The sequence below is a fragment of the Rhodopirellula islandica genome, assembly GCF_001027925.1.
Taxonomy (GTDB): Bacteria; Planctomycetota; Planctomycetia; order Pirellulales; family Pirellulaceae; genus Rhodopirellula; species Rhodopirellula islandica.
The window spans coordinates 95,694-116,655 of sequence record NZ_LECT01000026.1 but is presented as its reverse complement, the minus strand read 5'-3'; the positions used below and the strand labels follow the sequence as shown (position 1 = coordinate 116,655).

Here is a 20,962-nt window from a genome sequence, read left to right as displayed (position 1 = left end):
TGAGTTTGTCAGCCTCCGAGGCTGACGTGAGTTTTGACTGTCAGGCTGATTTGCCTCGCGTGCACCCCTCAACTTTTGATTTAAAATGCTTTCCCTTCCTCTGATGATTGCGGCCTCCGCCAGCACGGTCGTCATTCTCGGCGTCGTCATGTTCACCGTTGTGGTGATCGCATTGGTGCTGCTGATTTTGGCCGCCAAAAGCCAATTGGTTGCTTCCGGCCCGGTCAAAATCATGATCAACGGCCAAAAAGAAATTTCCGTCCCGGCTGGCGGAAAGCTGCTCGGTGCTCTCGCTGATGCGGGCATCTTCGTCAGCAGTGCCTGCGGCGGCGGTGGGACCTGTGCCCAGTGCAAAGTCAAAGTCACCGAAGGTGGTGGCGACTTGTTGGCGACCGAGACCGGTCACATCAACAAGAAAGAAGCCGCCGAGGGCGAACGATTGTCCTGCCAAGTCGCTGTGAAGACCGACATGGTTGTGGAAGTTCCACCGGAAGCGTTTGACACCCAGAAATGGGAATGCACGGTCAAGAGCAACGACAACGTTGCGACCTTCATCAAGGAATTTGTGCTGCAACTTCCCGAAGGTGCCGAGGTCGATTTCCGTGCGGGTGGTTACATCCAAATTGAGTGCCCACCTCACGAGATCCACTACAAAGATTTCGACATCGACGAAGAGTATCACCCTGACTGGGACCAGTACAACATTTGGCGCTATGTGTCGAAGGTCGATGAGCCTGTCATCCGCGCTTATTCGATGGCCAACTACCCCGGCGAGAAGGGCATCATCATGCTCAACATCCGGGTTGCGTCTCCGCCACCACGTGCTCCCGAGGGAACACCTCCTGGGAAAATGAGCAGTTACATCTTCTCGCTCAAGCCAGGTGACAAAGCCACGATCAGCGGTCCATACGGTGAATTCTTCATCAAGGACAGCGACGCCGAAATGGTTTACATCGGGGGTGGTGCCGGGATGGCACCGCTGCGAAGTCACATCTTCGAGCTGTTCAAACGCCAAAAGACGGACCGCAAGGTCAGCTACTGGTACGGCGGCCGAAGTCTTCGTGAACTGTTCTACATCGATCAGTTCCGTGAGATCGAAAAGGACTTCCCGAACTTCAAGTTCAACATCGCGTTGTCTGAGCCTCAACCGGAAGACAATTGGGACGGGTACGTCGGCTTCATTCACCAAGTCTTGTTGGACAACTACCTCCGCAACCACCCGGCACCGGAAGACATCGAGTACTACATCTGTGGTCCACCGATGATGAACGCCGCCGTGTTCCGCATGCTGGATGATTTGGGTGTCGAACCGGAAAACATCGCTTACGATGACTTCGGTGGCTGATGAAGGGGCTAGCTTCTAGCTTCTAGTGGTCTGTCAGGACTTGTTTTTAGGGTAGTGGACGAGGCCACGAGTCCTAAACTGGCGTCAAATCCAAGGACTCGTGGCCTCGTCCACTACGATCAACCCTGACTTTTAGCTGTGACAGACCAATAGCTTCTAGGACTCAGGACTGCTGAGTCTTTGATCTGAAGGGTGGCGGTCTGTGGAATGACGAAGCCGTTCGCCCCGGTTGTGCGTGAAAACCGTGGCTAACGCCAACGGCTCACATACTTGATCAGACCTGCTTCGCTTTTCGCTCGGGACTCAGTGAAGTGACACAACGACAAGCTGCATGACTGAGGGATGCAACGCCACCGCTTGCGGATGAGGTGGGCTCGTTCGCTCTCAGCACTCGAACACATGCGAATCTTTCGATGAGAAAACAAGCCAGCGTCGTCGCTTTCCTCGGGCATTGGATCCTTGCGACGACGTGTTGGATTTCCGCGGTGGTTGCCGCGGATCCGTTGACGTTTCGTGGTGCAACGATGGGCACGACCTACATGGTCAAAGTCCACTCGCCGCCGGAAACGCCCGATTGGGATTCTGAGACCGCAACGGCGATTGAGCGCGAACTACGCTCCGTCAATGATCAAATGTCGACGTACTTGAAATCGTCGGAATTGAGTCAGTTCAATGCCTCCGAGTCAACGGACTGGTTCGACGTCAGTGCCGAAACCGCTGGTGTGGTTGCGGCGGCGTTGGAACTGTCGCAGAAAACGGACGGTGCATTTGATGTGACCGTGGGGCCGTTGGTTGATCGCTGGAGCTTTGGCGTTGGCGAACGCAAGAACGATGTCCCCAGCGAAGCGGAACTGCGTGAGTTGAAGCAGAGCATCGGTCACCAGCATCTGCAGTCACGTCTCGATCCACCTGCTCTGAAGAAGGGCATCGCGGAGTTGCGCGTCGATCTGTCTTCGATTGCCAAGGGCCACGGTGTGGACCGACTCGTTGAGTTGTTGGCTGGTCGCGGTGCGGACAACGTGTTCGTCGAAGTGGGGGGCGAGGTCCGAGTGGCGGGCGATAAGTCCGGCGATTCATGGAAGGTTGGGATCCAACGACCCGACACGGGTGGGCAAGACTTGTTGGTCGCTCACAAGATTCGCGATGCTGCGATGGCGACGTCGGGTGACTACCGAAATTTCTTCGAGGTCGATGACCAGCGTTATTCGCACACAATCGACCCACGCACCGGGCGTCCCGTCACGAACGGGTTGGCATCCGTCAGCGTGATCACCGAGACGTGCATGCTCGCCGATGGCTGGGCGACGGCGCTGAACGTGGTTGGTTATGAAGACGCGATGCGATTGGCACGCGAGAATGGTCTCAGTGTGTTGCTCGTGCAGCGTTTCAATGACGGGTTGGTGTCCAGTGGGACGGGTGAGTTGGCTCCGTATGCCGACGTCGACGGTTCGGAATCCACGGCGGGCAACGAGATCGCCGTGACGCAGGCCGATGAAGCCGAAGACCCGTCGTTCGCTCAGCGAATGGCGCCCGTGTTGTTGATGACCGGTCTCACGTTTGGGGCCGTGTTGCTCGCGATGGCCGTCGGGGTCATTTTCGGACGTCAAGCGATCAGTGGTTCTTGCGGCGGATTGAATGCCAAGGTCGACGAGGATGGCGTGTCTCGCTGCACGATGTGCAGCACGCCCTCAGAAGCCTGCCAAGAGCTCCGCGACAAGATGGCCGAGAAGTAGGGCGTTTGTACCTGGTCATTTCGTTGGGAATGCCTGCGTCAGGGCGAGGAGTGGCGAGCTTGCCAGGCCGAGTGGAACCCCGAGTGGTGCTGATGCTGGTTGTGTTTGGCGTTGGTGGATCGTACGGAAAGACACGGATACGCGGAGCGAGGGCTGGTGCGTGGCGACGGCAGCTCGAATTGCCCTCCCCCGGAAATCTCGCTGAACGCTCGTTTTCCGACCCCTCCCGTTTCACGGGCGGGGTTCTGCAAGCGTTGCATGCAAAGCACTTAAAAGCCGCACGACCTCGGAAGGTGGCGGAGCACGAGCACGAGCACGAGCACGAGCACGAGCACGAGCACGAGCACGAGCACGAGCACGAGCACGAGCACGAGCACGAGCACGAGCACGAGCACGAGTACGAGTACGAGTACGAGCTAGAAGCTAGAAGCTAGAAGCTAGAAGCCTTGGTCCGGCCTGCTTTTCAGTGCGACAGGTTTGCCCAGTTTGACAGGTGGCCTGGCCTCACCCGAAAGACCTTGGAAACTTCTTCGGGCGATCGCTTCATTTCTAAGTGGTGAACGGATGGTGACTTCCGTCGTTCTCCGTTAGCGCAAGCCGCGATGAAAAGCACTTTTTGCCAGAAAGGGGCTTTTCGCGATGCGGGGAATCGCAATGGTTCGCGGCGACGGAATCTCGCCGGTGCTGCACACGGATGTGACTTGTTCTTGGACCATGGAATGGCTCCACCGGCTCCTTTTCTCTAGGAGTGTCGAATGTCTCGATTGTTTGAAGCGTCTCGTTTCTCTGGACGGAACCCGTTGGCCAAGCTTGCACAAGGTTTCGTGCCTCGGTTGTTTGTGCCTCACCTGCCAGCGTTGATCGCGATCGGTGGGCTCACCTGCGGTTCGGTGTTGGCGACCTCGACAGAAGCCCACGCTGCCAATGGCAGAGTGGTTCAGGGGACGACCATCCCCACCGGATCTGGCTGCACCAATTGCGGTCAGAATCGAAGCGTGGTGACGCATTCACCGGTTTCCAGCCGATCTGTTTCGGTGGGAACTCCGGTGCAACATGGGCAGCCCGTGCAACACAGCCAACCGGTGCAACACAGCCAAATGGTTCACCAGGGGAGCCCGGTTGTGGATGGAACGCAAGTGTTTCACACCAGCCAACCCGTTCACGCCAGCCAGCCTGTTCACGTCGGCCAAACGATTCATGGCAGCCAAGTGGTTTCGCATCGCCCTGCGATCCAGCATGGCCAGGTGATTCACCAAACGAGCCAGCCTGCGGTGACGCCGGTCTCGCATTCAGCGGCTCATTCGCATCGCGTGGGTGGTGCGGTTTCGAGCGTCTTGTCGACTTTGAACGCACAACGGTCTCGACAGGGACTGCGTGGTCTTGCGTATGATCCGCAATTGCAAGCGGTCGCGGAACGACGCGCTCAGTTGATGGCGTCGACGGGTTTGAAAACTCATCCGTCGGGATCGTTTGCCCCCGGACGCTATGAAGGCGTTGGGTGGAGCAGTTCCCACACGCCCGCCGGAGTCTCGGCTTGTTACACCAGCGATCCCAACATGCGAGTGGCAGGTGCCGCGATGGCGCGTGGTCGCGATGGCGTTTACTTCTGCGTCGTGTATCGCTGATTCCCGCGATGGTGATGGCCGTCGCTCTCGCTGAGTCGGCGGTCGTGCCATCGGATGGCATTGGAAATTGGGCGCGATGCAGCGGACAGGTTCCGCTGACCGCGCCGGCGAACAGCTGGCCGGTTGCGGGAGAGCGTTCCAGCATCGCGGCAGCGTTGCCGCCAGCAACCAGTTTCGCGATGACGCCGGATCAGGCTCGTCAATCCGTGCAGTGGTTGGCTGATCAACTGCTCCAACATGTGCCAGATCATTTCGATGGCGACGACGATTGGGGCAACACCAAATCGGTTTGGGCAGGCGTCAAAGTCCGCCGCGAGGGTTGGAAGCTGAAAACCAATCGTCGCCGTCGCGATGTCCGCCACGGGCGTTGGGTCCGCTATGACATTTCTTTGCCGGAACTCGCTGAGCTCCAACGCCCCATCTCAACAGCCGAACCGGCACTTCACCCTCCCTCGGGGAGGGCCGAGCATGACCTCCGCTCGCCCGCTGACACCGGACTGTTTTCCGCGTTGGCTTGGCCCTCCACCCTGCCCCTCGACCCTGCGGGGATGCTGGCTGATTCGACGCTCGCCCAGGTTCCGCTCGCTCAGTCACCGCTGACGATTCGGTCCGTGGTGCCTTCGACCACGCCGGCCGGCAATCCCGGTTGGTTGGTTGACGCGGTCGTGCGGACGCCTGCCAAATTCCACACTCGACTGGAACGTTGGAACCTGGGACTGCAGGCTTTCAGCATCAGCGTGGATGGCACGATGGAAGTGAACCTGGAGTGCCAGTTTGTGATCGGAATGTCCGCCGATTACAGCGAGGTGCCTCCCGCGATTCAGTTGGATGTGCACGTGGCAAAGGCCAATGTGCGAATGGATCGTTTCAACGTGGAACGGATCAGCAAGCTGGGTGGCGACGCGGCGGAAGAGCTTGGCAACCTGGCCGAGGACACGCTGATCCGGTTGTGGCTGAAGAAAGAGAACGCTCGACTGGCGGACCGGTTGAACGACGCGATCGCCAAGCACCAGTCCGACCTGCGGTGGTCGATGATGCAGTGGTTGGGACAATGGCACTCGGCGTCGTTGCCCTTAGATGGGACGGGCAGCGCAACGCGTTGACCATCCCACAGCAATGAGCGGGGAAAAAGGTGTCAGGTACCTTTTGTGCGAAGCACCCACCGGGCCGTTCCGGCAGAAGGTACCTGACACTCTTTTCCGGGCTGTTCCCAACTCACATCCCAACGTCATTTGTTTGAGACGACGTTCGCATTCTCTTGCTGATCGATGAAGATCTGCCCATGAACTTTCTGTGTCACGCCATCCCTTACCTGGAACATCCTGTGATGGCGGTTTCCACGGGCATCCCCGATTTTTTGTCGGTGATCGATCGCAAGATCCGAGCCCGCGGACGATTGGCGGCTCCGTTTGTCGACGACGCCGATCCGGTGCTTCAACAAGTCGCTCGCGGGGTGCTGGCACACGTGGATGACGACCACTGGTTTCACGGGGGCGAGACGTTCGCCCGGATGAACCTGGAATTCGCCGTGCAGTTGCGAGACCTGTTGCCGGGTGATGCCGGTTTTCGCCCCAGTTTCGTCGGTCACATTCTGATCGAGATGCTGTTGGATTCGAATCTGATCGAGGACCGACCGGAGATTGGCGAGCGGTACTACGCGTTGTTCGAGGAAGTCCCCTTGGACGAAATCTCGCTTGCGGTTCAGAAAATCACGGGCAAATCGACCGACAAAATCCCCTCGACGCTGCAGCGGTTCGCGTCCACCCGGTTCTTGTACGATTACTTGAACGACGACACACTGCTGATGCGGTTGAACCAAGTCATGGCCCGAGTTGGGTTGCTGGCGTTGCCCACCGCCGTCCGCGATTGGCTGCCGAAAGCCCGCCGAGAGGTGCGACTTCATCACGCACGTCTGCTCGCCCCTGGAGGTCGCCCGATGGCTTATCCTGAGCTGACGCTGGCTTCCCCAGCCAATCCCGCTGACGCGAAACCGCGTTGAAATTCCCCTTTCGAGAACTCTGTAGAGAAGAACATCATGAAGTACGGCATGAACCTGCTGTTGTGGTCCGGCGAAGTCACCGAGGAAATGTTGCCTGTTTGCGAGCAGCTCAAAGGACTCGGATACGACAGCGTTGAATTGCCAATGTTCAACCTCGACCTGGACTACGCCAAGATTGGCAAACATTTGGATGAGCTCGGGCTGGGACGCACCGCCGTGACGATTCGCGGCGAAGAAGACAACCCGATCTCGCCAGATGCCGCGGTCCGCGCCAAAGGCGTTGAGCTCAACAAAAAGACGTTGGATTGCTGTGCCGCCGCCGGCATTGAAATTTTGGTCGGACCGTATCACTCGGCGATCGGGTTGTTCAGCGGCGCTGGGCCAACCGATGACGAGTGGAAGTGGGGCGTCGAATCGATGCGAGCGACTGCCGAGTACGCCGAGACCGTTGGCGTGAAATTGGGCATCGAAGCCCTCAACCGTTTCGAGTGCTACTTGCTGAACTGCCATGGCGACTCAGCCCGTTTCGCTCGCGAAGTCGATCATCCGTCCTGCGGGATCATGTACGACACCTTCCACAGCAACATCGAAGAAAAATCGGTCACCGAAGCGGTCTTGGCCGGCGGCGACAAGTTGTTCCACATTCACATCAGCGAAAATGATCGCAGCACACCTGGCAAGGGCGGCGTGAACTGGAAAGAGAACTTCGACGCGATCGCCAAATCAGGCTACGACGGCTACCTGACCATCGAAGCTTTCGGGCTGGCTCTGCCGGAAATCGCGGCCGCCACCAAGATTTGGCGGAAGATGTTCACCGACGAACTGACGCTCGCGAAAGAGGGTCTGGAATTCATGAAGGCTGAAATCGCAGCACGAAAAGCCTGAGCTTGGACCCTCTGATTTCGGGCTCGCTGGCTCGCCCGGGCCCGAAATAGGCTGCCTAAACGGCAAAGAACATCGGTTTCGGCCGATCTTCCCTGATCGGTTGTCTTCCGCGCCAGATCTGAGAAATATCTACGAAACCACCCAGACGGGGGTGTGGTGGCGGATTTCGCGTGGCTACATTGTTCCCACGTGTATCGCACCAGGCTCGCCGGGGGGTCCCCGATCAATCGGCGAGAGATCACGTGCGTGAGACTGGAAATCACCGATCTTTGAAAGTTGGATGTCTCCCAGATGTGCTTGCTTGCTGTTCAGTACCGTTTGGTTCCCGAAAGTCCCATCCTCGTTGCGGCCAACCGCGAGGAGTATGTGGACCGCCCGAGCCAAACGCCGTCCATCCAATCCGGTAAACCACGCGTTTTGTGTGGGATCGACCAAAAGGCCGGTGGAACTTGGTTGGGGGTAAATCAAAACGGGTTGTTTGTTGGTTTGACCAACCGCGCCACCGCGACGCCCTTGTTCGGTCAACGGTCTCGTGGCCAGTTGGCGATGGACTTATTGCGTTGCACGTCGTCTCGTCGTGCACTGGAAAAAGCCCACGCTGAATTCGCGAAGAATCGTTACGAGGGTTGCAACATCATCTTGGCGGATGCCAAGGCTGGTTTTGCGATTCACGCCGACGAGCGTCAGGAAGTCGTTGAGTTGCAGGAGGGCCTGAACATCATCGGGGCTCGCAACTTGAACGACCCGGATGACGGTCGCGTGCAATTGGCTCGCCGCCTTCTGACCCTGCAAACGCTGGACTCACCGGTGAAGTTTCTGGCCGTGGCCAGCAAAGTCTTCGCTCGTTCACCGGTCGGGCAAGGTCGTCCCAGCATGGTCATTCGCAACGGCGACTACGCCACGGTCAGCAGCACGCTGATCGCCTTGGGTGTGAAGCCTCGCGATGCGATCTATCAGTTCAGCAGCGGTGCACCAGACGAGAGCAAGTACGAGGATTACTCGCCCATGTTGCGTGACATCCTCAGCCGTGGTCTGCGGGAAGCTCGCACCAAAGCCAAGGTCGGCTCCTGATCTTTGATTGTCGCCGTCTTCAGCGGCACTCGACAACACATCACGCCAAGCCAACCAGCAAGTCATACTGGTTGCCTTGGCGTTTTTTCATGCGCTGACTGCCCGCCTTGGTAGCCCGTGCGGCTTTCTTGACGCCGCTTTGGACGACGCAGGTTTTATTCCACGACTTCGCCCCAAGGGATGTTCGAAAATAGATGGTGGCTGGCGTCTGGGTTTCGCCCCGGATGGGGCCGTCGTGCTTAGCTCGGGGTGGAAGCCCCGAGAGACCGATGCCGGAAAACAAACGGTCGCCCCGGATGGGGCCGTCGTGGGAGTTGGGGGCGTCCCTCGCTCACGCGTCGGGTTCTGATGGGTGGTTGCTGCAGAAACCCGCCAAAACCCAGCACCAGAAAACTGCACGACCTCTTCGTCGGGCGGGGTTGGCAAGACGTTACGAGCACGGCACTTCAAAACTGCACGACCTCGCCAACGACCTCGCCAACGACCTCGCCAACGAGAGGGGTTCGCAAGATGGAACGAGCAAGGTATTTAAAAGCCGCACGACCTCTTTCGATCTTGGAAGACAAGCTGATCCGCCCCGGTTTCGCTTGACTTGCCTTCGGATCGCACCGCCTTCCTTCCCACGCCGGTTGCCTGCTCTGCCATGTCAAAATCGTTGCTCATCGTCGGTTGCGGCTACCTCGGTTTGCGAGTCGGACGACTGGCCCGACAATCGGGATGGCAGGTCGCCGCGACCACCCGAACGCGGTTCGAGGCACTGGCTGCCGAAGGATTCACCCCCGTCGCGTTTGATTGGAACGATTCGCGAACACTGCAGCATTTGCCAACGGCAACCCACGTCCTGATCGCGGTCGCGTACGACCGAAACAGCCGTGTGGAGCGGTTTGCGTCTCAAGTTGACGGGTTGGCACGCTTGGTTCGCCACTTGGACCATGGCCGGTCGCCGGATCAGTCGCCCGATGTTTGCTACATCAGCACCACGGGGGTCTACCATCAATCCGGTGGAATGTGGGTCGACGAAACTTCGCCCACGCATCCTTCGCGAGAGGGCGGCAAAGCTCACTTGGCCGCGGAAGCCAAACTCCGATCGCTTCGATTCGGTCGCCCAACAACGACCTTGCGTTTGGCGGGAATCTATGGCCCCGGACGAGTCCCACGGGCGGCCGACGTGATCGCTGGTCGCCCCATCGCATCTCCACCGAGCGGGCACCTGAATCTGATCCATGTCGACGATGCAGCCACCGCTGTCATGAACAGCTTTGACAGTAATCGCTTTGATGTGCGTCCACTCTGCCCACTGTACGTGGTGAGCGACGATGAACCGGTCGTGCGACGCGAGTTTTACCGCCAGATCGCTCGAGACACGCAATCCCCCGATCCAACCTTTGTCGAACCGAGCGCGGATTCGGGAGTTCGTTTTCGCAGCGAAACCGACAAACGCATTTGGAACCGTCGCGTTCGCCGCGACTTGATTCCGGCGATGAAGTTCCCAACCTATCGTCAGGGACTTTGCGACGTTCTCGCCAACCTCACGCCAACTCGCTGACCCGAAGCCAGGCAGGCAGGCGTCGCAAAGAAACCGTTGAGCTGACGTTGACTGTCAACGATCACACCCGGCGACTCCAGCCGCCCAGGACTCACAGCAACGGCGGTGGTTCAGGCTCTGGTTCGGGCTCCGGTTCGGGCTCTGGTTCGGGCTCTGGTTCAGGCTCTGGTTCGGGCTCCGGTTCGGGCTCCGGTTCGGGCTCCGGTTCGGGCTCCGGTTCGGGCTCCGGTTCGGGCTCCGGTGGCGGTGGCGGAGTCGGAATGGTCCGGCTCATCACCATTGCCGCACGTTCGGTTAGCAATCTTGCTCGGCCAGTGAGACTCTCACCAAACAACCCTGGACTGATCCAAGTGTTCTGAAGCAGCGGAATACCGACTCGAACCTCGACCTCCGAGGTGTCTTCCACGATTTCGTCTGGGATCACAGTCACAGCAGCGTTGCGAATACCAACCGCCCGCATGTGGGATTGAACGACTGCTCGGACCTCTTCGACGGTGGCGCCTGTGATGATGCCACGCCGTGCACCAATGTAGGCCCCATGGTCCGCGGAATGCCGAAGCATTGTCACTCGAGTCAGCTCGATGCCAGACACCAAAATGGTGAACAGCACAGTGGAGACGATCGCCATTTCAACGACCGTCGCTCCGAGGCGAGCGTTGGTCGTCATGCGTGACCGCGGAAGCTTGGTGTGAATCATGATGCGAAGCCGCGAGGCGGAGAACAAACGAGAGAAGGTGAATGGGCTCATTGGGTCATCAACGACGGAAGCTTCTTCGCGATTTGCTCAAAGGCGTTTTGCAACTGGGTGGCATCCGACGCATGAAAGTGCTCTCCGCCGCACTCATTCGCCAGACTCGCCATCCGCCATTGATCCGCATCATCACTGAAAGTGATCGTGAACAAGGTCACGCCAGAAGCTTTCAAAGCGTATGTCATGCTCTCGGGACTCCTCCCCGTGTTGTGGTGCCCATCGGACATCAACACCATCGTGCGGACGGCATAGGGTCGAGCATGAGAGTCATCGGTCAGTGCCGCCAAACCGCTTTCCAAACCATACCCAACGCTGGTGCCCCCGCCCTCAAACTGGTACGAGATCCCGTCGAGCTGATCTGAGATGTGCGAATAGGCTTGAGTCAGGTCACAATTTCGAGTCCCGCTGCTGGCGTAGGTCGTCAAACAAAGCTTTTCTGACTGCGGCGAGTCATCGAGAAACCCGTTGAATGCATTGACCGAGGCAACCAAATCCAACCAACGTGAATTGGGAGGCACGGGGTCACCGTAAGTCCATTCTGCCGGCGCCGCGGCCGGGTTGACGTAGGGATCCGGTGTTTCATCGCTCGCGTAGGCCATCGAACCGCTGCGGTCGATCACCAATGCCACGTCCATCGTGCTTTGAGTGCTCACGGCAATGCGGCGAGGACGAATCTCAAGGTTGGTTCCCAGAGTCGGGAACAATGGCGAGAAAACCGCATTTGGTGCGTTCGCCAATGACAAGGTTGTCAGTCGAACCGCATTTCCAACTTGGTTCTCATCAGCCAACGGCTCAAAGCTGTATCCCTCCTCGAGACTTTCACGAACGCTGATCCCAAATTCCAGATCGCCCATGTTGATCGGCACGACTTGACCGGCAACGGGATTCCGCGCGGCGGCGTCTTGAGCGGCGGCAAGAGCGGCAGCCTTGTCACCGGTTTGAACGTACATGCGTCCCGCGGCGCAAACCGCTGCGTCGGTCACGACTTGGCTGTCCGCCGTGACCGCTTCGACGTACGCGATGTTGATCGCATAGGCCGCCATGATCAATAACACGGGCAACATGATGACGAGCAGCACAATGACTGCCCCTTCACTTTGCCGAGATTGGTTTCTCAATCGATTCATCGTTTTTGATTCCCAATCACGGTTTCTGAAGAGTGACCGACTCGGTCAAGTCATAGTTTCCGAATCCCCACCCACCCATCAAAGTATTCGAAGAAAAGGGTGCGCGGACTTCGACCGTGAACCAGGCACCGGAATCCAACGTTCGCGGGTCAACGGGATCCAAAATGACGACGATGTCGTTCAATCGCTGATCGGCGCTCAACGTCTCGCATTGCCATTCGACGTTGTCCGCCATGGCTTCAGGCAACACCCCGACGCGTGCGCCCTCGTAAGCGACCATTTTCATTTTTTGCTGCAACCGAATCATGGTGCACGCTTCGACGGTGCCCATCATGACCATCAGCAACAATGGCAACCCCACGGCCAATTCCGTGACGGCGATCGCGTTGCGATGTGATGGTTTGTTTCGAGTGACCATGGAGATTGGTTCCCGCGTAGGTGATGTCATTGGTCCGCAACTCAAGCGAACAGATGCATCCTACGTCACAAAAAGACACCCCTCCGCGAGCATTCCGACGAAAGACATCGATCTCAGTGGTCATTCAAACGTCCAGCCAAACAGTCCAATCGAATCTCCCGATTGCAACGGTGCCAACGAATGCTCCACTCGACTGGATTGCCCGGTCAGAAACGCCAAATGGACGCACAGGCAGGTGGGGGCGATGAAACGCCCCCAGGAGAAAGCCCGATGAAGAATGGCTCGCCCAATCGGACGAGAAGGCTTCTCCCTCAACCTCAGGCTGCAGCTCTTCCATCGGCTGCGTGTGGAGTCTCGACTGAGATCAGAACTTGTAGAGCAGCAACGCTGAATAATAGAAATCGTTCTTCAACGCACCCTGCGGCGTGCTGTCATATCGGTCCGTCAGCGACAATCGCAACGAGAAATTGTCGGAATCACTGAGCAGCGTCTCCCACGCCACATCCGTCACCAAACGGTAGTCGCTGAAGTCATCCCAGGCCGGGAAGAAGTCCAACTTCGCTTTCACTTTTTGGCGAGACGTCAGCTGATGATCCGCTTCGATTCCCATCACAGCTTCCGGAATCCAAGAATCATCTGGCGACCCAATCTCCTTGGACGCACCCGCACCAAAGCGAGTGACCAAGTTCGTTGTGTCGTTTCGAATCCAGTAGTATCCCAAACCTGAATTCAGGTTCAAACGCAGATCGAAGGATTTGAACTTGTCAAACTCCATCCCAAACTTCCCGAACACCGACCAATTGGAATCCTTGATCAAACGGTCGTAGTCCAGATTGAATCGCCCGTTGTCCTCGGTGATGACGTCGCTGGCACTGGCCTGTCGATAGTCAAAATCCAATGCCAAGGTGTACTTGTCGGTTTTGCGTTTCATCTCCAACCCGGTCTGCAGCGCCAATGTGTCTGCGTTGCCAGAACTGCCGTCCAAACCAAACTCAGCGTGGTTCTTCCAACCCTTGGTCATCCAAACCCAAGGTCGCTGGTACCAACTCACCACCTCTTCTTCCAAAGGAGGGGACTCGACCACTTGCCCGGATGCGACCACATCGGAATAGCTGGTTGATTGAATCACGCTGTCAGGCAACGGGGCATCAAGGATCGGCGATTCCAACTGGGCGGGAGACAACCCAAATCCATCGTTCCATCCCGCTGGCAATTCGTTCCAATCCATCGAGGTTTGCTGCCCCGACGCATCCGCTGGCAAATCCAAGGAATCCGTCGCCGTGGGCTGCGCACTCTCAGGTACAGGAACCGCTGCAGGCGAGGGCAGCGACGGAGGCAAATCGTACCCCGAGCCATTGAATGTCGATTGGCCCGTTTGCCAACCAGGACTTGATTGCGCGGACACACAGGCGGTGAGTGCAAGCCATCCGGCGAACGCGAACAGAATTCGTTGGAGGGGATGAGTCGAACGCATGGAATGTAAATGCATGAATATGAATTGCACGGCGATGAAATGCATTGCGTGAACAAGGCAGCGATAATGTTGTTGCGTCGCAAACAACTGCTGGACAAACCTTCGTCTAACGCCTGTACAGAAGTTGCCTCTTTCAGGAAAAGGGCGAATCATGAATCGAGTGATTCTTGAAGCTTGTCAACGGACCTTCTTGTCCTTCGGTTTCGGCTCGGCCGCAATTTCCGCAGCCGGTTTGGATTCCTTTGATTCCGGTGTGTCAGCGTCTTTGTCGGCACCACCCTCTTCGCCGCCTGCTGCATCACTCGCGATCATCTCAGATGAAATATCGACGCCCGGCAACGGTTCTCCCGGCAGCAACCCGCCACCAATCATGCTTCCGTTGTCACCACCCAATACAGGCCAACCGTGGTCGAACCGCGTTTCGGCCGTGTAATCGACTGGTGGACGAGAGAATTGAGTGGGAGGTGATCCGGTGGAACGGCGCCCAAAGTGAATCAACTTGCTCCCAGCCAAACGAGTTTCTTCACGAATCGAGCCACCTTGGAACGGTCCCACGCCCAAAACCCAAGTGTCTCGTGCGGTGGATCGCGACTGACTGATTCCAGATTGCCAAACGGCTTCGCGAGTCTTTCGGTCGTAAGCAAACGCGGCCACTTTCGCGGCCCCTTCACGGGCGTCACGACGAGCGATGGCAATTTCCGGGATCTGAGGAACCGATGGAGTACTGGGCAGCAACGAAACCGTCGAGTTGATTGCATTGTTCTCCGGAACACCCAACGTCACGCGGTGGTCGTCATACCCCAGCGTTCCAATCCGAGCCTCGATGATGATGTCCGCATCGGTCGCGGCATCTTGCATGTAACAGCCTGCCGCCATGACTTGTTGACGCAGTGCACTTGTCACGTAATCCGCATTCACAATCGTGGCCACCTTCGCCGAACGAAGGTAGCTTGTGTCGAGGTAAACCTTCTCACCTGACAACGGTCGAAAGTCAATCGTCGAAACACTGCGGTCAACGGCATCCGACAACAACAGTTGCTCGGTCGCTTGCCGTTCTTGGGTCGTCCCACAACCTGAAAACAAACACACCATCACGCCGAACACGGCGATTGAAACAATCGATCGAGGGGAAACCCTGCGAACAGATCGAAGGGCATTCGGTTCTTCGATCGTTCGCAACCTGAACACTTGCCATAAAAAGGATTCTTGGCACCGTCTGGCGCAGCGGTGACCGTGGCGTTGGGTGGGCAGTCGATGATGCAGCGGTTTCCGAAACATCGGACGCGCGTTCTGGTGATTGCGAGGTGGGACGTCAGGGGAGGCGGTTTCGGCATGAAACCGGTTGAGGATCTGCTCAACTCCCAAGGGCTTAGCACAGCAACGCCACCAATCGCAACTGATGTTCTGTATCAATGGCGACGCCCCGCAGGCAGGAAAGAACATGTGAAACACCTCTGAGACAATGAACATCCAATCAACACTCCCCTTCCGCCTTCCCACATCAACTTCAACGACGATGCTCGAGCGGACTTCCGCCAAAGGTGCAAAAACCGATCGGAGATGCAACGCAAAGAAGAGGCACTTTTCAAAAGAAAACAGGACGCCCATCACCGACTTGGACTCTGGCGAACCGATCAACATCGCCTGCTCTACCTGGACCTCCCAAAGCCACTGTGTGAGTTGATGCAAATCGAGCGTCCGGCGAATTCGAACAAGCTCCATGTTGCAACCAACAAATTTTCTTTCCTCATCCAACGACGAATCGAACAACTAAACGCTTCCGCCAATTTGACAGTCCAAAGAAATCGCAAACGCAACTGCCGAGCGAGACACCGGCGGATTGACCAAACGGCCGGAAACGTCAAAACGTCGAGAATGACTTCCCCAAACGCTTCCATCCCTCTCCCCACCGAACGAACTGAATTCATGCGAATCAATTTGAGCCGGTGTCCTTCTTTTTCCTCGAGCGGCCAACAATCCCCAAAATGATTGATTGGTCTTGCCGCAGTTTCACGAAATCGGCCTTTCCACAAAATTGCCGATTCGTCTAAAGTCTGCCCGAGTTCACCCATTCCAGTGGTGAACACAGGATCCGGCAAAGGTTCCCGCGAGTGGGCAGGATGGCCCGCTTTTCTTTGCCCAGGACCTTGGACCCTCACAGGGCGTGATCACGCGCAGCCACGGAAGGAGCGTTTTGCGATGTTGTTGGATCGAATCGAAATCGACAATCATGGCCCATTGAACCGGGTCGAACTTGGACCACTATCTCACCACTTGAACGTGGTGCTCGGCCCCATCGGATCGGGGAAGACCGCGATCAGCCGTTTCCTTCGCGACTCTTTGGTTTCCCGAAACTATCCCACTGGGATGCTCAGTGGATCGACCGGACGAGTTGTCTGGGTCGACAACAACGGCTGGGTGCACTGTCGCCGCGAAGCGGATGGCACTTCACAGGGCCGTCGCACTGTGGAATTCGAACCACGCAGCGAAACCACCACCGCGTGGGAAGGCTATCACGACGGCTGGTTCGGCGATTCCAGCGAAGCCTCCCCCTCCAAATCCAACACAACCCTGGCAGCCCGCGCTCTACGCAGCGTGCAAATGCCCGAGTCCATCGTTGACGGCGTGATGGTCGACACGACCGTGACCAGCGTTTCTCGTGTGGTCGCCGCTTGCATTCAATCAGGATTGGACCGGGAAGGCCTCGCAACGCTGCCCTACGAAACAGAAACGGCTCGTTACACCCACAGCCACCCCGCCTACAGCAACTCCGTTCACTCCGGTGAGTCAGCTCACTCCTTCACGGAAAGCGATGACCGTCGCCGGCGTGCGTTGCGTTCGGAACTCGCTGACATCGAAGCCCAGTTGGCGACTCTGCCAAGCCAAGATTTCGAATCGTCGGACTGGTACGACAACTCGCTGGAACACGACGCTCAGTGGACCGAAGCCACACAACGCGCCGAGCAAATCCAACGTGAACTGGCTGACATCGATCGGCAACGCGTCGAAGCCTTGCGTCTGCGTGAATCGCTGACCGCTCGCCGCAATGCGATCCACGCCCAGCGTTCACGTGTGACCCGGTACGACAGCATTCACGCCGAACGCCGGCGTCAACACACCCAACGCTTGCACGAACTGCACTCGCAAGCCGACTCTTTGCGTGCCCGTGCGGCTGGTCTGAAACGCTGGATCGCCGACTTGGACGCGAAAGCTTATTCGGCGCCTCGTTCCGATTACGCGAATCAGCCCTTCCGGTATGGCACCGATCCACTGGCGTACGATCCCGTTCACCGTGATCACCACACCGGCAGTGGCTACGTGACCTCTGACCTGCGTTACGCCGCGAAGCTGTCAGCCACAGAACTGCGCGACCAACTGCGTCACGCGGACACGGAAATCATTCAACTGCGTCGCACGTTGGCCGAAATTCGCGGGCTCCGAGATTCGATCGCCACTGCTCGTCAACACACTCCGTCCGTCGACATCGACGGAATTCGGGGTCGCCGATACGACCACTTCATCCACGCCATTGACCGCCACTCGGTTGATCACGCTTGGGATGATTTCTATCGCGACGCGTATCGCCCTCTGCACCAGATCGACGACATTGATTTGCGAATCAATTCCGCCACTCAGCAAATCGATTGGTTGCTGGGTCGCATCGAACGCGAATCGACGGATCTCGGAACCGGCTCGGTCGACCCGCTCACCTTTGAACCACTGCGTGGTGCTTGGAACCGTCAAAGCTCATTGGCTGCGACGCTGCGTCAGATTCGTTCGGAACTTCGCCGCTCGCCCTACGTGGTCGCCGATCACGTCGACAACGTCACGCGTCAACTCGCAGACACCCTGGATCAATTGCTGATCGACCGTGCTCGGATTGTTGAAGAGTTGGCCGCATCGCGAAGCGAACTGCACGACTTCGCCACCCTCACCGGACATCACCCAGACTGGGTCGCTGAACGGAACGCTCGCTTGAGCGAACTGAACCAAACGGAAACTCAACTGCGAAGTGTGCTGGACGAAACAGCCCGCGTTCGCCGTAGCCTTCGCTCGCTGCCGATCGTTGATGTCGACTACCCCATCGGAATGCCAGAATCGGCATTCGATGTAAATTCGGTCGAAGAACGCCTGCACCGAATCGATCGCGAACTGCAAATCCTGGCCACTCGCCAGCACGAACTGGAATTGATTCCCCGAGACGTTCCTGTTCGCCCTGCACCTCGTCCAGTGATTCACAACACGCGGCGCACTGAATTGCTTCGTCGACGTGATGAACTGATCACGGAACTGAACCGCTATCGCCCGGCAACGCGAGCCGAATCGTCGCTGGTGGAATTGGCCAGCCGCTGGTTGGTTCGATTGTCCGGTGGACGCCATCGCCGCGTGACCTGGACCACCTCAGCCGTCAACGTTGACCCACACACGCTGGGCCACAGCCACGCCGAACAGCGATTCACCAACACCCGAGCGATGGCAGCGGGACGACAAGTCCACGTCCGAATCGACGACCAGGACGAAGCGAGCCTGCCCGGCGTCACCCGTGCAATTGCCGCGATGGCCGTTCGCATGGCCGCCGGTGAATTGATGGATCGCACCGGACGTGCGGTGCCGTTGGTCTTGGAAACGCATCGCGAAATGTTTGCGGCCGTGGACAGTCGGACCGACATGCATGGGCTCAACGATGCTTTCCGCCCTTGGACCGCCGAAGGTGTGACTGGCGACGCGATTGCATCCGCGTTGTCCGACTACGCATCGTCGGGTCGACAAATCGTGTTGCTGACCAGCCACGAACCACTCGCATCGTCGCTCTCACGCAGCGGCGCGAGAACTTTCCGCTTGCACTCCTCGCGGGTCGTTCACGCTCACCAGCCGGTTTGGCGAAACGGTCGTCGCCACGATCGCTACGTCGGGCCTCACGGACTGGACAGCCAAACGGAACTTGGCACCGGCGACCGCTCGCGTTGGGCCCATGGTGCCTCCGCTGACGTGAACCATGAGTTCGAAGCCGCGTACCGCGAAACGGCTGGACTGGACGAAGACCAATGGGTCAGCGGTCCGGCCCCCATCCGCGGAACACGACCTTCCCACGAGCAACCTTCCGTCTATCCGGCGGCTTCGGTGCACACCACCGTCCACGGCCACTCCCACAACGGAAGTTCGCACAACGGCTTCGTCCCCAGCCACCCTGCGTCGGCGACCGACCACGCTCCTTCGGGAACCGAGTATCGCGATGGGTACTACTACGCCGACCAAACGTCGTCGACGATTCCAATGAACGGAAACGCGACCAACGCACATGGTGTTCTGGCAAATGGGCATGCTGCCGAAACCGAAGTCAACGAGACACCGTTCTTCTTGACCGTCGACAGCCCCATCGATTCGGCACCGTCGATTGATGGAGTCGCGGCCGCTCGCTTACGCCGGATCGGCATCTCGCACATCACTCACTTGATGAGCCAAGACAGCAACCGATTGGCCGACACACTCGGACTGGCCGGTGTCGACGCTCGTACCATTCGTCGTTGGCAATCTGAATGCCGACTGATGTGCCGTGTGCCTCAATTGCGAGGCTTTGACGCTCGCGTGTTGGTCGGTTGCGGAGTCACGGATCCTGCACAATTGGCAGCGATTCACCCCAGCGATTTGCTGGACCAGGTCAAAACGTTCCTGGCCACTGAACGCGGTCAACGCATCTTGCTCAGCGGAACCAGCTACGAACTTTCCCGGATCACCAGCTGGATCGCGTCGGCCAACCAATCCGCCCAAGCACGCACTCGAACTCGAACCGTTGATGGCCGCACATTGAACTCCGGTTCGCGACGAGCACACTCGCTCAACGGCCGTTCGGCTGGCGGACGCCATGCGATCGATCGCGACCTGGACCTTCGTGACGATGACGCATTCGACCAAGAACGCTACGAAGTCGAATCAGCCCGTCGCAGTCGTCAGTTGGCAAACGAGATGCAATCGCTGCGTGAAAGCAAGCGACGCGAAAGCGAACGCACCCGATCACGAACAACGTCCAGCCGCGACAGTGAAAGCGGTCGCTCAGGACGCACTCGCACCTCGGTCACCCGCAAGTCGAGCGGCCGCACACGCACCAATTCAGCGAATGGAAACGGTTCAGGCCACGGTTCCGCAAACGGCTCTGGTTCTGGATCCGGTTCTGGATCTGGCAGCGGCTATGGAAGTGGATCCGGCAACGGAAACGGCAACGGTTCCGCGAATCGGACCCAAGGCGTGGTCTCGATGCGTGAGCATGAATCCAGCCGCGGCCAACGCAGCTCCCGCAGCGAACGTGAATCGCGTGGCGAACGTCAGCCTCGAGCAGAACGTGAATCTCGCGGGGAACGCACCGAGCGAGCCGAACGGTCTGAACGCTCGAGCTCCAGCAATGAAACCGAATTGCGTTTTTACCTGGAACGAGCCAGCGACGTCGTCGACGCACCGTCGATCGGACCTCGGATGGCCGAGCGACTCAACGAAATCGGAATCTACACCGTCGATGACCTGCTGAAATCGGCCCCTGAGAAGGTCGCAGAGCAGCTGAACCACCGCCGGGTCGACGCCGAAACCGTGCTCACATGGCAACAACAAACCACCCTCGTTTGTCGTGTGCCAATGATGCGAGGCCATGACGCCCAGTTCCTGGTCGCCGCCGGAGTCACCTCCGCGGAAGAGTTGGCGGACCAAAACCCAGTGACGCTGTTTGGCGAAGTCGACGCGATCTCCCATTCTCGAGAAGGCAAGCGAATCGCTCGCGGCGGCAAACTGCCTGATCTCGAAGAAGTCACCGAATGGGTGACTTACGCAAGCCAGCACCGATCGTTGCAAGCCGCTTAATCTGGCCTTGGATCCAGAGGGCCCCTGTTTTCACGCGTGATTTCGGGGGCCGACCGGTAAATATCGCCGATTGTGACTGGACACACGACAACCGCTGGACTTACGACTTGCCAGCAAATCAAACTGTCGATAACCTGTTCGA

General features: G+C 58.1%; 15 protein-coding genes. 9 read left to right on the top strand and 6 right to left on the bottom strand.

All coding sequences use genetic code 11. From position 1 onward, the window contains the following. Nucleotides 1–85: 85 nt before the first annotated feature. Both nqrF and RISK_RS13525 read left to right on the top strand, forming a co-directional pair. Nucleotides 86–1,345, top strand: coding sequence for an NADH:ubiquinone reductase (Na(+)-transporting) subunit F (nqrF, locus tag RISK_RS13530; protein ID WP_047814836.1), 1,260 nt, complete (start codon nt 86–88; stop codon nt 1,343–1,345). A gap of 413 nt (nt 1,346–1,758) precedes the next feature. Beyond that, on the top strand, nt 1,759–3,078 hold the full coding sequence (locus RISK_RS13525) for an FAD:protein FMN transferase (RefSeq protein ID WP_236696275.1): 1,320 nt from the start codon (nt 1,759–1,761) through the stop codon (nt 3,076–3,078). A 269-nt stretch (nt 3,079–3,347) separates the two neighbouring features. Here the strand turns inward: RISK_RS13525 and RISK_RS33380 are convergent, their stop codons facing one another. Continuing rightward, complete coding sequence (locus RISK_RS33380) at nt 3,348–3,473, bottom strand: hypothetical protein (RefSeq protein WP_261340222.1); 126 nt, start codon at nt 3,471–3,473, stop codon at nt 3,348–3,350. 360 nt (nt 3,474–3,833) lie between these two features. On the opposite strand from RISK_RS33380, the gene RISK_RS13510 reads away from it, so the two are divergent. The 6 genes from RISK_RS13510 to RISK_RS13480 all read left to right on the top strand — a co-directional run bounded on the left by RISK_RS13510 (nt 3,834) and on the right by RISK_RS13480 (nt 10,204). Then, nucleotides 3,834–4,703, top strand: a complete 870-nt coding sequence (locus tag RISK_RS13510) for a CAP domain-containing protein (protein ID WP_047814834.1) — start codon at nt 3,834–3,836, stop codon at nt 4,701–4,703. 8 nt (nt 4,704–4,711) lie between these two features. Then, complete coding sequence (locus RISK_RS13505; RefSeq protein WP_047814833.1) at nt 4,712–5,806, top strand: hypothetical protein; 1,095 nt, start codon at nt 4,712–4,714, stop codon at nt 5,804–5,806. A 179-nt stretch (nt 5,807–5,985) separates the two neighbouring features. Beyond that, entirely contained in the window at nt 5,986–6,702 is a 717-nt protein-coding gene (locus tag RISK_RS13500) for a hypothetical protein (RefSeq protein WP_047814870.1), read from the top strand. Nucleotides 6,703–6,738: 36 nt separating this feature from the next. Then, nucleotides 6,739–7,587 carry a sugar phosphate isomerase/epimerase family protein gene (locus RISK_RS13495; protein ID WP_047814832.1) on the top strand — a complete coding sequence of 283 codons (849 nt, stop codon included), beginning with the start codon at nt 6,739–6,741 and terminating at the stop codon, nt 7,585–7,587. A 291-nt stretch (nt 7,588–7,878) separates the two neighbouring features. After that, a complete protein-coding gene (locus RISK_RS13490) occupies nt 7,879–8,658 on the top strand; it encodes an NRDE family protein (RefSeq protein WP_007328055.1) in 780 nt (259 codons plus the stop codon). A gap of 643 nt (nt 8,659–9,301) precedes the next feature. Beyond that, on the top strand, nt 9,302–10,204 hold the full coding sequence (locus RISK_RS13480) for an SDR family oxidoreductase (RefSeq protein ID WP_047814830.1): 903 nt from the start codon (nt 9,302–9,304) through the stop codon (nt 10,202–10,204). A 91-nt stretch (nt 10,205–10,295) separates the two neighbouring features. Here the strand turns inward: RISK_RS13480 and RISK_RS13475 are convergent, their stop codons facing one another. From RISK_RS13475 to RISK_RS13455, 5 genes are all read right to left on the bottom strand, one after another. Continuing rightward, nucleotides 10,296–10,871 carry a TadE family protein gene (locus RISK_RS13475; RefSeq protein ID WP_047814869.1) on the bottom strand — a complete coding sequence of 192 codons (576 nt, stop codon included), beginning with the start codon at nt 10,869–10,871 and terminating at the stop codon, nt 10,296–10,298. Between the two features lie 77 nt (nt 10,872–10,948). After that, the gene (locus tag RISK_RS13470; RefSeq protein ID WP_047814829.1) at nt 10,949–12,082 is read right to left on the bottom strand and encodes a Tad domain-containing protein; all 1,134 of its coding nucleotides are present in this window, start codon (nt 12,080–12,082) and stop codon (nt 10,949–10,951) included. 16 nt (nt 12,083–12,098) lie between these two features. Further along, nucleotides 12,099–12,500 carry a TadE/TadG family type IV pilus assembly protein gene (locus RISK_RS13465; protein ID WP_047814828.1) on the bottom strand — a complete coding sequence of 134 codons (402 nt, stop codon included), beginning with the start codon at nt 12,498–12,500 and terminating at the stop codon, nt 12,099–12,101. 364 nt (nt 12,501–12,864) lie between these two features. Continuing rightward, a complete protein-coding gene (locus RISK_RS13460; RefSeq protein ID WP_047814827.1) occupies nt 12,865–13,974 on the bottom strand; it encodes a DUF481 domain-containing protein in 1,110 nt (369 codons plus the stop codon). 177 nt (nt 13,975–14,151) lie between these two features. After that, on the bottom strand, nt 14,152–15,066 hold the full coding sequence (locus RISK_RS13455; protein ID WP_236696278.1) for a DUF6655 family protein: 915 nt from the start codon (nt 15,064–15,066) through the stop codon (nt 14,152–14,154). 1,107 nt (nt 15,067–16,173) lie between these two features. Here RISK_RS13455 and RISK_RS13445 point away from each other — a divergent pair. Continuing rightward, nucleotides 16,174–20,820, top strand: coding sequence for a DUF4332 domain-containing protein (locus RISK_RS13445; RefSeq protein ID WP_047814825.1), 4,647 nt, complete (start codon nt 16,174–16,176; stop codon nt 20,818–20,820). The last annotated feature ends 142 nt before the right edge of the window (nt 20,821–20,962 follow it).

Excerpts from the sequence above, each read along its gene's own strand:
- RISK_RS13500 (WP_047814870.1), top strand. The coding sequence starts at position 5,986 with ATGAACTTTCTGTGTCACGCCATCCCTTACCTGGAACATCCTGTGATG.
- RISK_RS13525 (WP_236696275.1), top strand. The coding sequence starts at position 1,759 with ATGAGAAAACAAGCCAGCGTCGTCGCTTTCCTCGGGCATTGGATCCTT.
- RISK_RS13510 (WP_047814834.1), top strand. The coding sequence starts at position 3,834 with ATGTCTCGATTGTTTGAAGCGTCTCGTTTCTCTGGACGGAACCCGTTG.
- nqrF (WP_047814836.1), top strand. The coding sequence starts at position 86 with ATGCTTTCCCTTCCTCTGATGATTGCGGCCTCCGCCAGCACGGTCGTC.
- RISK_RS13470 (WP_047814829.1), bottom strand. The coding sequence starts at position 12,082 with ATGAATCGATTGAGAAACCAATCTCGGCAAAGTGAAGGGGCAGTCATT.
- RISK_RS13490 (WP_007328055.1), top strand. The coding sequence starts at position 7,879 with ATGTGCTTGCTTGCTGTTCAGTACCGTTTGGTTCCCGAAAGTCCCATC.
- RISK_RS13475 (WP_047814869.1), bottom strand. The coding sequence starts at position 10,871 with ATGACGACCAACGCTCGCCTCGGAGCGACGGTCGTTGAAATGGCGATC.
- RISK_RS13480 (WP_047814830.1), top strand. The coding sequence starts at position 9,302 with ATGTCAAAATCGTTGCTCATCGTCGGTTGCGGCTACCTCGGTTTGCGA.
- RISK_RS13465 (WP_047814828.1), bottom strand. The coding sequence starts at position 12,500 with ATGGTCACTCGAAACAAACCATCACATCGCAACGCGATCGCCGTCACG.
- RISK_RS13455 (WP_236696278.1), bottom strand. The coding sequence starts at position 15,066 with ATGGTGTGTTTGTTTTCAGGTTGTGGGACGACCCAAGAACGGCAAGCG.
- RISK_RS13445 (WP_047814825.1), top strand. The coding sequence starts at position 16,174 with ATGTTGTTGGATCGAATCGAAATCGACAATCATGGCCCATTGAACCGG.
- RISK_RS13460 (WP_047814827.1), bottom strand. The coding sequence starts at position 13,974 with ATGCGTTCGACTCATCCCCTCCAACGAATTCTGTTCGCGTTCGCCGGA.
- RISK_RS13505 (WP_047814833.1), top strand. The coding sequence starts at position 4,712 with ATGGTGATGGCCGTCGCTCTCGCTGAGTCGGCGGTCGTGCCATCGGAT.
- RISK_RS13495 (WP_047814832.1), top strand. The coding sequence starts at position 6,739 with ATGAAGTACGGCATGAACCTGCTGTTGTGGTCCGGCGAAGTCACCGAG.